The organism is Sideroxydans sp. (assembly GCF_054604835.1).
In genome coordinates, this window is record NZ_JBTSFG010000002.1 from 455,066 (window position 1) to 467,797 (window position 12,732).

The 12,732-nt window shown below is 58.3% G+C and carries 16 protein-coding genes, 1 tRNA gene and 1 pseudogene; 13 read left to right on the forward strand and 5 right to left on the reverse strand.

Annotated features, from left to right (window positions below):
• Window positions 1–56 precede the first annotated feature (56 nt).
• From ispB to ACYCZ5_RS05625, 13 genes and pseudogenes are all read left to right on the forward strand, one after another.
• Window positions 57–1,019, forward strand: a complete 963-nt coding sequence (ispB, locus tag ACYCZ5_RS05565) for an octaprenyl diphosphate synthase (RefSeq protein ID WP_461543792.1) — start codon at window positions 57–59, stop codon at window positions 1,017–1,019.
• A 24-nt stretch (window positions 1,020–1,043) separates the two neighbouring features.
• Window positions 1,044–1,120: transfer RNA gene (locus ACYCZ5_RS05570), tRNA-Pro, on the forward strand.
• Window positions 1,121–1,370: 250 nt separating this feature from the next.
• A pseudogene (locus ACYCZ5_RS05575) lies at window positions 1,371–1,697 on the forward strand (HesB/IscA family protein); the annotation flags it as partial.
• A 10-nt stretch (window positions 1,698–1,707) separates the two neighbouring features.
• On the forward strand, window positions 1,708–2,598 hold the full coding sequence (nifU, locus tag ACYCZ5_RS05580; protein ID WP_461543793.1) for a Fe-S cluster assembly protein NifU: 891 nt from the start codon (window positions 1,708–1,710) through the stop codon (window positions 2,596–2,598).
• 10 nt (window positions 2,599–2,608) lie between these two features.
• A complete protein-coding gene (nifS, locus tag ACYCZ5_RS05585) occupies window positions 2,609–3,808 on the forward strand; it encodes a cysteine desulfurase NifS (protein ID WP_461543794.1) in 1,200 nt (399 codons plus the stop codon).
• A gap of 114 nt (window positions 3,809–3,922) precedes the next feature.
• Window positions 3,923–5,086, forward strand: coding sequence for a homocitrate synthase (gene nifV, locus ACYCZ5_RS05590; RefSeq protein WP_461543795.1), 1,164 nt, complete (start codon window positions 3,923–3,925; stop codon window positions 5,084–5,086).
• Window positions 5,087–5,095: 9 nt separating this feature from the next.
• Complete coding sequence (gene cysE / locus ACYCZ5_RS05595; protein WP_461543796.1) at window positions 5,096–5,893, forward strand: serine O-acetyltransferase; 798 nt, start codon at window positions 5,096–5,098, stop codon at window positions 5,891–5,893.
• Window positions 5,894–6,012: 119 nt separating this feature from the next.
• Window positions 6,013–6,525 carry a hypothetical protein gene (locus ACYCZ5_RS05600; protein WP_461543797.1) on the forward strand — a complete coding sequence of 171 codons (513 nt, stop codon included), beginning with the start codon at window positions 6,013–6,015 and terminating at the stop codon, window positions 6,523–6,525.
• Entirely contained in the window at window positions 6,525–6,863 is a 339-nt protein-coding gene (nifW, locus tag ACYCZ5_RS05605) for a nitrogenase-stabilizing/protective protein NifW (RefSeq protein WP_461543798.1), read from the forward strand. The genes ACYCZ5_RS05600 and nifW overlap by 1 nt, the downstream gene beginning before the upstream one ends.
• Window positions 6,853–7,323 (forward strand): nitrogen fixation protein NifZ, encoded by a 471-nt coding sequence (locus ACYCZ5_RS05610; RefSeq protein ID WP_461543799.1) that lies wholly within the window; start codon window positions 6,853–6,855, stop codon window positions 7,321–7,323. The genes nifW and ACYCZ5_RS05610 overlap by 11 nt, the downstream gene beginning before the upstream one ends.
• Window positions 7,316–8,161 carry a nitrogen fixation protein NifM gene (gene nifM, locus ACYCZ5_RS05615; RefSeq protein ID WP_461543800.1) on the forward strand — a complete coding sequence of 282 codons (846 nt, stop codon included), beginning with the start codon at window positions 7,316–7,318 and terminating at the stop codon, window positions 8,159–8,161. The genes ACYCZ5_RS05610 and nifM overlap by 8 nt, the downstream gene beginning before the upstream one ends.
• A 42-nt stretch (window positions 8,162–8,203) precedes the next feature.
• Entirely contained in the window at window positions 8,204–9,043 is an 840-nt protein-coding gene (locus ACYCZ5_RS05620; RefSeq protein ID WP_461543801.1) for a tRNA nucleotidyltransferase, read from the forward strand.
• Window positions 9,044–9,054: 11 nt separating this feature from the next.
• Window positions 9,055–9,402 (forward strand): hypothetical protein, encoded by a 348-nt coding sequence (locus ACYCZ5_RS05625; RefSeq protein WP_461543802.1) that lies wholly within the window; start codon window positions 9,055–9,057, stop codon window positions 9,400–9,402.
• Window positions 9,403–9,433: 31 nt separating this feature from the next.
• Here ACYCZ5_RS05625 and ACYCZ5_RS05630 read toward each other — a convergent pair whose 3' ends face one another.
• The 5 genes from ACYCZ5_RS05630 to ACYCZ5_RS05650 form a co-directional block, all read right to left on the reverse strand.
• Entirely contained in the window at window positions 9,434–9,724 is a 291-nt protein-coding gene (locus ACYCZ5_RS05630) for a HigA family addiction module antitoxin (RefSeq protein WP_461543803.1), read from the reverse strand.
• A gap of 10 nt (window positions 9,725–9,734) precedes the next feature.
• Window positions 9,735–10,016, reverse strand: a complete 282-nt coding sequence (locus tag ACYCZ5_RS05635) for a type II toxin-antitoxin system RelE/ParE family toxin (RefSeq protein ID WP_461543804.1) — start codon at window positions 10,014–10,016, stop codon at window positions 9,735–9,737.
• A 76-nt stretch (window positions 10,017–10,092) separates the two neighbouring features.
• The gene (locus ACYCZ5_RS05640) at window positions 10,093–11,370 is read right to left on the reverse strand and encodes a Y-family DNA polymerase (protein WP_461543805.1); all 1,278 of its coding nucleotides are present in this window, start codon (window positions 11,368–11,370) and stop codon (window positions 10,093–10,095) included.
• 16 nt (window positions 11,371–11,386) lie between these two features.
• Window positions 11,387–11,866: a LexA family protein gene (locus tag ACYCZ5_RS05645; RefSeq protein WP_461543806.1), complete on the reverse strand. Its 480-nt coding sequence runs from the start codon at window positions 11,864–11,866 to the stop codon at window positions 11,387–11,389.
• 195 nt (window positions 11,867–12,061) lie between these two features.
• Complete coding sequence (locus ACYCZ5_RS05650) at window positions 12,062–12,637, reverse strand: DUF2806 domain-containing protein (protein WP_461543807.1); 576 nt, start codon at window positions 12,635–12,637, stop codon at window positions 12,062–12,064.
• Window positions 12,638–12,732: the final 95 nt, after the last annotated feature.

Sequence of the window (12,732 nt, forward strand, 5' to 3'; positions counted from 1 at the left end):
AATGCGCGCCCAAACTTAGAGAGCGCGCTACGCGCCGGTTCCGATAGGGGAGATCCTTGGATAGTCTGAAAGAGTTGCTTGCGCCGGACATGGCCGCGGTCGATGCGGTGATCCGCGCACGCCTGCATTCCGAAGTGGTGCTGGTCAATCAGGTCGGCGAATACATCGTCAACAGTGGTGGCAAGCGCTTGCGCCCTGCGCTGGTGCTGATGTCCGCACAGGCTTTCGGCTACAAGGGCACACATCACCATGATCTGGCGGCGGTGGTGGAGTTCATCCACACCGCGACCCTGTTGCACGACGATGTGGTGGATGAATCCGAACTGCGCCGTGGCCGCGAGACCGCCAATGCCTTGTTCGGCAATGCCGCCAGCGTGCTGGTGGGCGACTTCCTTTATTCGCGTGCGTTCCAGATGATGGTGGAAACGGGCGAGATGCGCGTGATGGAAGTGTTGGCCGACGCGACCAACGTGATCGCCGAGGGTGAGGTGCTGCAACTGCTCAACTGCCACGATGCCGATGTGGATGTGGCCAACTACATGCGCGTCATCCATTGCAAGACGGCCAAACTGTTCGAGGCGGCGATGCGTCTGGGCGCCATCCTCGGCAAGGCATCGGCAGCGGAAGAAGCTGCCGCCGCGAAATACGGTATGCACTTGGGTACGGCCTTCCAGTTGATCGACGACGTGCTGGACTACTCCGCCGATGAGGCGCAGACCGGCAAACATCTGGGCGACGATCTGGCCGAAGGCAAACCGACGCTGCCGCTGATCCACGCCATGCAGCACGGCACGCCCGAGCAGGCTGCCGTGGTGCGTGCCGCCATCGAAGAGGGCGACGTAGCGCGTCTGCCGGAAGTGCAGGCCATCATCCAGACGACCGGTGCTTTGGAGTTCACGCGGCAACAGGCGTTGCAGGAAGCCGAGGCGGGATGTGCCGCGATTTCTGCTTTGGCGGATACTCAATTCAAACGCGCTCTGTTAGAATTGGCGCGCTTCGCGGCAACGCGACAGTTTTAGCAGCAAGGTAGTTCAGCATCACTTCGGAGCGTGGCTCAGCCTGGTAGAGCACTGCGTTCGGGACGCAGGGGTCGGAGGTTCGAATCCTCTCGCTCCGACCAATTCAAGTTGGTCGGTCTTTCTTCAAAACCTATCATCCCCCCAAGCAAGACAACGATCCACGCACGACAAACTATGTCCGTGCGGGTCTTGTCGCAAACGCTACAAGCCCCCCCTCCCGTCTTGTTCCATACAGCAGGGTAGAGCGCATCTGCAAAATATCTCCCATATAAAACAGTGAATTAACATTTTGGCGCGGGCTGGCACACAGCTTGCACTTGATAGGTCGTAAGTAACCAATCAAGGAGCCAGACAATGATCACCCTCACCCCAACCGCCGTCACCGCTGTGGAACGGTTCATCAAAGGCGCGGCCGAGCCGGTCGCCGGATTGCGCATCGCCATCTCCGGCGGCGGCTGTTCCGGATTCCAGTACGGCATGTCGCTGGAAGAAGCCAAGAGCGAAGACGATGTCGTCGTTGCGATCGGCGGCGTCACTCTGCTGGTCGATCCGCTGTCCGCTCCCTTGCTGGAAGGTGTGACGGTGGACTACGTGGAAAGCCTGACCGGCAGTGGTTTCAAATTCGAAAATCCGAACGCCAGCGCCAGCTGCGCGTGCGGCTCTTCATTCTCAGCATAAGGGGACAGCCATGTGGGACTACTCTGAAAAAGTCAAAGAACACTTCTTCCAACCGCGCAACGCCGGTGTGCTGGAAGACGCCAACGGTGTGGGCGATGTCGGCTCGATCTCCTGCGGTGACGCGCTGCGTCTGATGCTCAAGGTGGAGCCGGAGACGGACATCATCCTCGATGCGCATTTCCAGACCTTCGGTTGCGGCTCGGCCATCGCTTCTTCTTCCGCGCTGACCGAGATGGTCAAGGGCAAGACGCTGGACGAGGCGCTCAAGGTGAGCAACCAGGACATCGCCGACTACCTCGACGGTCTGCCGCCGGAAAAGATGCACTGCTCGGTGATGGGACGCGAAGCACTGCAAGCCGCTATCGCCAACTATCGAGGTGAAGTGTGGAGCGACGATCACGAAGAAGGTGCGCTGATCTGCAAATGCTTTGCCATCGACGCGGTGATGATCGAAGACACCATCCGCGCCAATGAACTATGCAGTGTGGAGGACGTGACCAACTACACCAAAGCGGGCGGCGGTTGTTCCTCCTGCCACGAAGGCATCGAGGAGATCCTGGTGAAGGTGATGGCGGAGCGCGGCGAAAGCTTCAAGCCCGGCACACCTGCCAAGGAAGAGGCCAAGCCTGTCGGCATGACCAATCTGCAGCGCATCAAGAAGATCGAAGCAGTGCTGGAATCGGTGCGGCCGCAACTGAAACGCGACGGCGGCGACATCGAACTGCTCGATGTGGACGGCAAAACCATCTACGTCAGCATGACCGGTGCCTGTGCAGGTTGCCAGATGGAAGCGCTGACGCTGCAAGGTATCCAACAGAAGCTGATGGAAGAACTGAAAGAGTTCATCAAGATCGTGCCGACCAAGGCAGGGGCATTGAGCCGCGCCTCTTGCAACCCGTAAGGAGATGAACATGGAAGGCATCTATTTCGACAACAACGCCACCACCCGTGTGGATGAGAAGGTGGTTGAGGCCATGCTGCCTTACTTCACCGAGCAGTTCGGCAATCCGTCGTCGATGCACAGCTTCGGCAACAAAGTCGGTCTGGCGATCAAGAAGGCACGCATGCAAGTGCAAGAGCTGCTCGGTGCAGAACATGACTCCGAGATCATCTTCACTTCCTGCGGCACCGAGTCGGATTCCACTGCCATCCTGTCGGCATTGAAAGCGCAACCGGAACGCAAGGAGATCATCACCACCACGGTCGAACATCCTGCCGTGCTCACGCTGTGCACTTGGCTGGAGAAGGACGGCTACAAGGTGCATTACCTCCCCGTGGATGAAAAGGGTCGTCTGAATCTGGCAGAGTACAAGAAGCTGCTCAGCGACCAGACGGCCGTCGTGTCGGTGATGTGGGCCAACAACGAGACTGGTACTTTCTTCCCTGTGGTCGAGATGGCCGAGCTGGCGAATGCGGCCGGTGCGATGTTCCACACCGATGCCGTGCAAGCCGTCGGTAAAGTGCCGCTGAACCTGAAAGACACCAAGATCGACATGCTGTCCGTGTCCGGTCACAAATTGCATGCACCTAAAGGCATCGGCGTGCTGTATCTGAAGCGCGGTGTGCGCTTCCGTCCGCTGTTGCGCGGTGGTCATCAGGAGCGTGGCCGTCGTGCCGGTACCGAGAACACCACCTCCATCGTCGGCCTGGGCAAGGCTGCCGAGATGGCGATGGAAGCGATGCATCACGAGAACACCGAGGTGAAGCGCCTGCGCGACAAACTGGAAGCGGGCATCCTCGCCAAAGTGCCGCGATCCTTCGTCACCGGCAACCCGGACGATCGTCTGCCCAACACATGCAACATCGCGTTCGAGTTCATCGAAGGCGAAGCGATCCTGTTGTTGCTGAACAAGTTCGGCATCGCGGCCAGTTCCGGTTCCGCCTGTACTTCCGGTTCGCTGGAACCTTCGCACGTGATGCGCGCGATGGGCATCCCCTACACCGCCGCACACGGCACGGTGCGCTTCTCGTTGTCGCGTTATAGCACCGAAGCCGAAGTGGATCGCGTCATCGCCGTGGTGCCGGAGATCATCGCGCAACTGCGCAAGCTGTCGCCATACTGGGAAGGTGACGGCCCCAAAGAGGAGGCGTTCGCGCCTACTTACGCATGAAGACCCTGGGCAAAGCCATCAAGCAGACACACGAGACGACGCAGGTCGGCGTCGCGCTGTTCGCCATGTGGATGAGCTGCGCCATCCTTTTAATCGTGGACTGAGAGGCATACCGTGTCCCGCTTCATCACCATCGATGACACCACCCTGCGCGACGGCGAACAGACCGCCGGGGTGGCGTTCACGCTGGAGGAGAAACTGGACATCGCACGCAAGCTCGATGCGCTCGGCGTGCCGGAACTGGAAGTCGGCATCCCGGCCATGGGCGAGGTGGAGCGCGATGCGATCAATGCCGTGGCGGCACTCGGCCTGAACGCGAAACTGATCGCCTGGTGCCGCATGCACAAGGAAGACATCCTCGCCGCGGAACAGGTCGATGTGCACATGCTCGACCTGTCCATCCCGGTGTCGGACATCCACATCAAGAAAAAATTGGGACGAGACCGCGACTGGGTGCTGGAGACCATCATGGACATGGTGTCGTTCGCACGTGAGCAGAGCTGTAGTGTCATCGTCGGCTGCGAGGATGCCTCGCGCGCTGATCCTGAATTCCTGCTGAAAGTGGCCGAGATCGCGCAGGCCTCAGGTGCGCAGCGCTTGCGCTTCGCCGACACCTTGGGCGTGATGGAGCCGTTCGGCGTGCACAAGGTGATCTCCTCGATACGCAGCGTGTGCGACATGGAGATCGAGATGCATGCGCACGACGATCTTGGGCTGGCCACTGCCAACAGTCTGGCCGCCGCGTTGGCCGGCGCGACGCACATCAACACCACAGTGAACGGACTGGGCGAACGCGCGGGCAATGCGCCGCTGGAAGAGGTCGCACTCGGTCTGAAGAAACTGTACGGCATGGACACCGGCATCGACCTGACACATTTCACCGAACTGTCGCAGCTGGTCGCCGCCGCCTCGGGCCGCCCCGTACCCTGGCAGAAGAGCGTGGTGGGCGAGGGCGTGTTCACGCATGAAGCGGGCATTCACGTCGACGGTCTGCTCAAAGATCCTGACACCTATCAGGGTTACGACCCGGTCGAAGTCGGTCGGTCACACAAACTGGTGCTCGGCAAACATTCCGGCGCGCACGGCATCATCGCCGCCTACGCCAACATGGGGCTGAACCTGAGTCAGGCCGAAGCGCGCGCACTGCTGCCGGATATCCGCAGCTTCGCCGAGCGCGCCAAGCGTTCGCCGGCCGATCAGGAGCTGCTGTTCATCTACCAGAAGTTCATCGGCCAACATCACGGCGGGCGCAGCGAGCCCGGCGTGATGGCGCACTAGGGGATCGACATGAACGATACGATGACCGCCACCGTTGAGCTTGAAAAGCCGTCCCTGCCATCGCTGTTGCAGTTGCTGCGCGAGGATGTGCGCTGCGTGTTCCAGCGCGATCCGGCCGCGCGTTCGCGCTTCGAAGTGCTGACCACCTATCCCGGCGTGCATGCCATTCTGATGCAACGCATCGCACACAAACTGTGGATCATGAAGCTGCGCTATCTGGCGCGTCTGCTGGGCTGGTTCGCACGTCTGCTCACCAATATCGACATCCATCCCGGTGCCAACATCGGTCGCCGCTTCTTCATCGATCACGGCGCGGGCGTGGTGATCGGTGAGACAGCCGAGATCGGCAACGACGTCACGCTGTATCACGGGGTAACGCTGGGCGGTACCACCTGGAACAAAGGCAAGCGACATCCGACACTGGCCGACGGCGTGGTGATCGGTGCGGGCGCAAAGATACTGGGCGCGATCACGCTGGGCGAGAACGTGCGTGTGGGCGCCAACTCGGTGGTGGTGAAAGACGTGCCTGCACATCGCACCGTGGTCGGTATCCCGGGCCGCATCGTGCTGCGTACCGAAGAGGCGGACTCGAACAACATCTACGGCATCAACCTCGACCACCACCTTATCCCCGATCCGGTAGGCCGCGCCATCGCCTGCCTGATGGAACGCATCGAAGTGCTGGAAGGGCAGTTGCGCAAACAGGGTGAGCCCGTGGACGGGCAATGCCATACCTGTGAAGCGGATGATTTGTGTGGAACAGAGGTTGCTCGTGTTGTCAGGTCGGTTGTTTCAGAAATTCGTTAAGCGGGATGAAGCGCAAGGAGCCGCGCAACGAACGACGAGACATATCGCCCTGATAGGCGAGGAGTGAGAGAGCACGCGACGAAGCGATTCGCCCGATTAACGAATTTATGGAATGCCCGATGATGGACCTGCTGGATTTCGATCAGACCGAACTGTATTTCGACGAGCCGCTGGCGCAGGACGTTGCGCGACTGCTGGTGCAGGCATCGGACACCTACGGCAGCGAGGAGAGCGAAGGCTATCTGCTGCGCGCCAACCTGATGGCGCCGCAACATCTGATGGTGTTGGTCGCGCTGTACCGCTATTACTTCTACCAGCACAGGCTGGAAGATGCGTTGCTGGTAGCTGAGAGCGCGCTGGCAGTGGTCGGCCGGCGACTGGAGTTTCCCGACACCTGGGTCTATCTGCGCGAAGAGAACGTCGGTGCGGGTGTGATGCGTTCGATGGGGCTGGTGCGCTTCTACCTGATGGTGCTGAAGGCGGCGGGCTATATCAATCTGCGTCTGGGCAATCTGGAGACGGGGCGGGCGATGTTGGAGAAACTGGTGCAACTGGACAGCCACGACCGCATCGGCGGCAAGGCTTTGCTGGAAGTGATGACTGAAGTGGAACATGAAGAAAGGAATATGTGATGACTGACGATCTGACTCTGGAAGAAGCGATGGAAGATCTGGTATCCGCCGAGGATTTCCTGAACTACTTCGGCATCGATTTCGATCCGTCCGTGGTGCATGTGAACCGTCTGCATATCCTGCAGCGTTATCACAACTACCTGAGCAAGGAAGCCTTGCCGGAAGAAGAGGCCGCGCAACGCGAGGTCTACACGCGCCTGCTGACCAAGGCTTATCAGGATTTCGTCGCGTCCGATGCGCTCACCGAGAAGGTGTTCAAAGTGTTCCACATGCACGAGCCGCAGACGAAGTTCGTACCGCTCACCTCCATCACAGTGAACAAGAAAGATGCTGCCTAAATTCGAATTCGGCGACGAAGTCCGCATCGTGCGCAATGTGCGCAACGACGGCACCTATCCCGGTGTGGATATCGGCACGCTGCTGATCCGTCGCGGCTCGACCGGTTTCGTGATGAACGTCGGCACTTTCCTGCAGGACCAGTTGATCTACACCGTCAACTTTCTGGAGCAGGACAAGATCGTCGGCTTCCGAGAAGAGGAATTGATCGGCATCGACGAACCCTGGGTGCCCAGCAAATACGAGAGTCGCGAAAAAGTGCGCAGCAAGATCACGCTGGCCGTGGGCGGCGAGGTGCGCGCCACGCCGGGCATGGAAGGCGAAGTTCTGAAAGTGTTGCGGGATGAGGACGGCGGCGTGCAGTATCAGGTCATCTTCCACGACCATATCTTGCAAGTGCCGGAATCGACCATCGAGGCAGTGCATGTATACAACGACAGCAAGGAAGCGAACCATGCCTGAAGTGATAGATAGTGGCGTCGCTTACCTCGCGCTGAAAGCCGCGCAGAAACTGTACGGAAAAGCGCCGGCAGCACTGGAAACGGACGAATCCGAACGCGTTCATAACATGGCGCAGAAACAGTTCGAACTAGAAGCACGCATCCTGAAAGCGCCGGAAGCGCGCGATGCCATGGTGCCGCCCTCGACATTGCAGGCAGCCATGCAGGAGATACGCGGCCGTTACGAGAACGAGGACGACTTCGAAGACGACTTGAGCCAGAACGGATTGGATGCAGCGGAATTCTCCAGCGCGCTAGAGCGCGAACTCAAGGTCGAAGCCATTCTGGAAAAAGTCGGCACACATGCCGAGCATGTCACCGATACCGACGTCGAGCTGTATTACCAATACCACCCAGACCAGTTCCGTCGTCAGGAGACACGGCTGGCGCGCCATATCCTGGTTACCATTAACGAGACCATCCCCGAGAATACACGCGAGGCAGCGCTCAAGCGCATCACCGAGATCGCCAAACGTTTGCGCAAAGAGCCGGCACGATTCGAGGAACAGGCACTCAAACATTCCGAATGTCCCACCGCACTGGAAGGCGGCAAACTCGGCGACCTGCCGCGCGGCAAACTCTTCCCGGAATTGGAGCAAGCATTGTTCGCCCTGCAGGCGGGCGAAGTGAGCGACGTGATCGAATCCGAACTCGGCTTCCATGTGCTGCGCTGCGACACCATCACCCCCGCCAGCGTGCTGGATTTTGCGCAGGCGAAATCATCCATCCGCAAAGTGCTGGAGAAGAAGCGCAAGCGTGCGGTGCAGCAGCAGTGGATGAAGGTATTGCTCGCAAAGTGATCACGATCTGCCCGTCTGTCTCCAGATGGGTGGGCTGATGCTATGAATGCCCGCAAGCTTTCCCTACATAACCCCGAGCCAGGCTTAACCATCCTGCGGCTGGCAGCGCTTTCTGCAGAAAGCGCTGCGGTGCTGGATGCGGAAAGCAAAGCACTCATGCTGCAGCAAGTGAACGCAGGTGCGCTGGCCAGTATCGCCACGCACGATGTGTGGCCGGAGCTGCAGCCCGGGTTGATGGCGCAGTTCCCTTCCAATATGTTGCGCAATCTGCTGGATTGCGGTGCCCTGCATGTGCTGTTGCCAGAGGTCGCCGCGCTGTTCGGTGCATTCCAGATCGCCAATGATCCCGAGCAGGTCGATATCGGTTGTCATGTGCTGCGCGTGCTGGACGAAAGCGCACGATGCGATGCACCACTGTCCGTGCGCTTTGCCGCGCTGGTGATGAATATCGGGAAATCCGATTCACCACCTCAACACCTGCCAGTCCACTACCGTCATATCGAGCGCGGACGAGATCGTATCGAAAGGATTTGCGAACGCTTCGAGTTGCCGAAGGACTGTCGCGACCTTGCGCTGCTGGCGCTGGCTGAATGCGAACGCGTGCATCGCGCATCTGAAGTGCGCGCCGGTCCGGTCGCGGCCATGCTGGATCGCCTGGGTGCTTTCAGCGATATGGAACGTTTTGAACGATTGCTGTTGCTGTGTGCTTGCGACTATCGCGCTTATCCGGGGTATGAAGCCAATAGTTATCCCAAGTCCGCGCTGCTGCACCGCGCTCTCGCAGCGTGCAAGGACATCGATGCAGAAGAACTTGATGAGGATGTTCTGATGGAAGCGCGCGCACTAGCGATCGCGACGGCGTTCAAGTCAGAGCGATGGTAGGAGAATCTGTCGTGAACAAAGACAAGACACATCCGGCTGCAGAGTGGGCGCTGGAAACAGGCTTCGATGCAGTGCAAGTAGATTGCACCACGGCGGTGGTGCTGAAGATACTCGATGGCAAATGCAAGATGTCTCAGGGCGAGATGGCCGCGATCCTGGCGATCTATGACGTCGTGCATGACATGTTCCTGCCCCTGCTGGGTGATGCTGTGCATGAGGCCATTCGCGCACTGCGCACACAAGACAGCGCCGAGGCACGGGAACGTATTCATAGCCTGCGCGTGCAGGCCGAAGCGGAGATACCGAAACCGGTTATGAAAAGCTACAAGGCTTTTCTGCGCGATGGGTTGTTCGGCTAATGGTGGATGCGCTTGCAGACGGATAGGGAGGTTATGCTGCAAGCGGCAGCATCTGATCGAGTTGATCCTGAATCGTGGCGCTTGCTTCGCGCAATTCATATTCGTCCTGCAAGCCCATCCAGAATTGCACGGAGGTGCCGAATACCTTGGAAAGGCGAAGGGCGGTATCTGCTGTGATGCCTCGCTTTCCCAATACGATCTCGTTGATGCGGCGCGGCGGTACGTTGATGGAATTCGCCAGACGTGTCTGGCTGATGCCCATCGGTATCAGGAACTCTTCAAGGAGAATCTCTCCGGGGTGTATGTTTTGAAGCTTGTCCATGTCTTCCTCCTTAATGGTAGTCAACGATCTCGACTGCATCGGGGCCGTTCTTGGTCCATATGAAGCAGATACGCCACTGATCGTTGATGCGAATGCTGTACTGTCCTTTGCGATCATCCTTAAGGGCTTCGAGCCGATTTGCGGGGGGAATCTTCAGGTCTTTGAGTACCTGGGCTTTGTCCAGCATGAATAGTTTGCGCAAAGCCACTTGCTGAATATCTCGAGGAAGCTTGCGTGACACTTCAGCACGCCAGACTTTCTCGGTCTCCTTGGATGCAAATCCGATGATCATGACAAAGCATAACGGAAGTCGTTATGGTCGACAAGGGGCGTTGACCTGTAGCCATTTAAGCGGGTCAAGGAATGGATCAACTTGGGCATATGAATAAATCCTCCCACTCCGTCGTATAGCGCCGCGAACTGCTCTCCCGGCGCATCGCCCAGCTTTGGTTCGCGCCTTCTCCCAGCAACCTGAGCGTGCCGCTGCCCATCCTGCGGTTGATGTGGTCGAGGGCGTTCATCAGTGACTTCGAGCGTTCGCGAGCGGCATGGTCGTCGAACAAGGTTTGCGGGCGTTCGCTGGCGGGGGTGATCCCGGCCAGCATCACGCCGACCTTTTGATAGGCGTAGCCCGCGCGGTAGATCTGGCGCAGGCCGTGCAGTGCCGCTTTGCAAAAAACGCGCGTGTCGTCGCCGGGTTCATCCAGCGGCACGAGGATGCCTTGCTGATATTGCTTGTCCTGATCGCGGTGCGGGTTGGTGCGCACGTAGATGTGCAGCGCGCCGGCGATGGACTTTTGCTGGCGCAGTTTCTCCACGGCGCGCGTGGTGAAGGCGATGGCGGCTTGTTCCAAGTCATCGAGGCTGGAAGTGAGCATGCCGAACGAGCGCGAGCAGATGATCTGCTGCTTGTCGTGCGGCAGGTCGTCCAGCTCCAGACAGGCGACACCGTTCAGCTCCGACACGATGCGTTCGAACACCACGCTGAAGCGGGCGCGCAATCGTCCGGGCGGTGAACGTTTCAGATCGAGCACGCTGCGGATGCCGATCTCCTGCAACTTCGGCGCGGTGCGCCGACCCACGCCCCACACTTCGCCCACCTCGATGCCGGCAAGCAACGCATCCAGTTCATCTTCATCCATGCTGTTGAAGTCGCACACGCTGTTGCGCTGCGGCTGCTTCTTGGCGACATGGTTGGCCAGTTTGGCCAGCGTCTTGCTCGGCGCGATACCCACGCACACCGGGATGCCCACGCACTGGCGGATGGTGTGGCGCATGAGTTGCCCGTACTCGGCATGGCTGCCGGGCATGCCGGTCAGCTCCAGAAAAGATTCGTCGATGGAATACACCTCCTGCTGCGGGCTGAACTGCGACAGCAACGACATCACGCGGTTGGAGATGTCGGCATACAAGGCATAGTTGGAAGAGAAGGCCACGATGCCGTGCCGTTTGGCGAGCGCCTTCATCTGATACCAGGGCACGGCCATCTTCATGCCGAGGTCCTTAACCTCCTGCGAACGCGACACCACGCAACCATCGTTGTTGGAAAGCACTACCACCGGCTTGCCTTCCAGTTTGGGCTGGAACAGTTTCTCGCACGACACATAGAAGTTGTTGCAGTCGACCAATGCGATGGCTCTTTTCATCTTGGTCGCACCGAGCTCAGACTTTGTGAACGTTCCACTGCACCACCCCCCAGATAGAAAAATCCTGTTCGTCGCTGATGACGATGTCGGGATAGTCCGGGTGGGCGGCGCGCAGCACTTTGCCTTGCGGGGTGTAGTGCAGTTGCTTCACAGTGAACTCGCCGTCGATCACCGCCACCACCACGCAGTCCTGCGTGGCGGGCAGCGCGCGGTCGATGATCAGCAGGTCGCCGTCATAGATGCCCAGCTCGCGCATGGAATGGCCGGCCACGCGCATGAAGAAGGTGGATTCCTTGTGCTGGATCAGGTGCTCGTCCAGGCTCAAACGGCGTTCCACATAGTCGTCGGCGGGCGAAGGGAAGCCGGCCGGAACGGCTTTGCGCAACAGCGCGCGCTGCTTCTCGAACATGGTGCGGTTGGGGCGGGTCAGCGACAGCAGCGCCGAGTGGGGCATGTGCGCACCGCGCAAGGAGGTATGGGTATTCAGATGATTCATGGCGATCTCTTACAGAACGAACGTTCTTCGCACTGTAAAGAACGTTCGTTCTGACGTCAAGCGCCATTCGCAACTGAAGTTATTATTTGTAGCGGGAGGGCGGGTTGCACCTCACGGCTGAGGGGAAACCCCTTTAGTTTGGAAAGTCGTAATGCAAGACCCGACCCCGAGGGTCTCGTAGAATTAGGTCATTCATTATTCGACATAGGTTTTGTTTCCATAACGAATTTGGTCGCCAATAAATTGAAGAATGGGAGCCCATGCGAATTTCACCCCTTCAGCATGAAAGCGTTTTCTAACAATATCTACATATTCCATGTCAGGTTGAATCGTGATTAATTGAAGTAACTCAACGCCCACTTTTGTTAGATGTCCGACACTACTGGCAAGTTTCGGTGTGTCCTTATCTCGCTCGAAAAGCAGAATAAGTGGCCCATAAGAAAGGTAAGAAAGTTGACCGGCAGCAGCGGGCTGGAATGAAAACTCCAAATCCGATTCAAATATGAGCCCTGCATCTTTCAAAGTGAGAATATCAATGAAAGATAATCCTCTGTCTTTAGTAAAAATATAGGCTTTGGGGTCAATGTAAAAGACTTTATCGCCAGCACGAAGAATGTAGTTACCAAGCTTAACGAAGCTTTCAGCTTCTTTTTTTGATAGATTGCGTAGCACATCAAGTGTTCGTAAAGAGAAAGAGCCGGGCTTCTTGATTTCGCCCGCAAGGATTCTCCCCCACAGTGAGGGTGTAAGAATTTTTGTGTAAACGGTCATTTGGCAGGAAACTGCCGTCCCTTAGGAAGGAGCATCAATGACCGTAGCAAAAGCACTACCCGCAGAGCTGATCGACAGCCTGCTGTCTGGATATA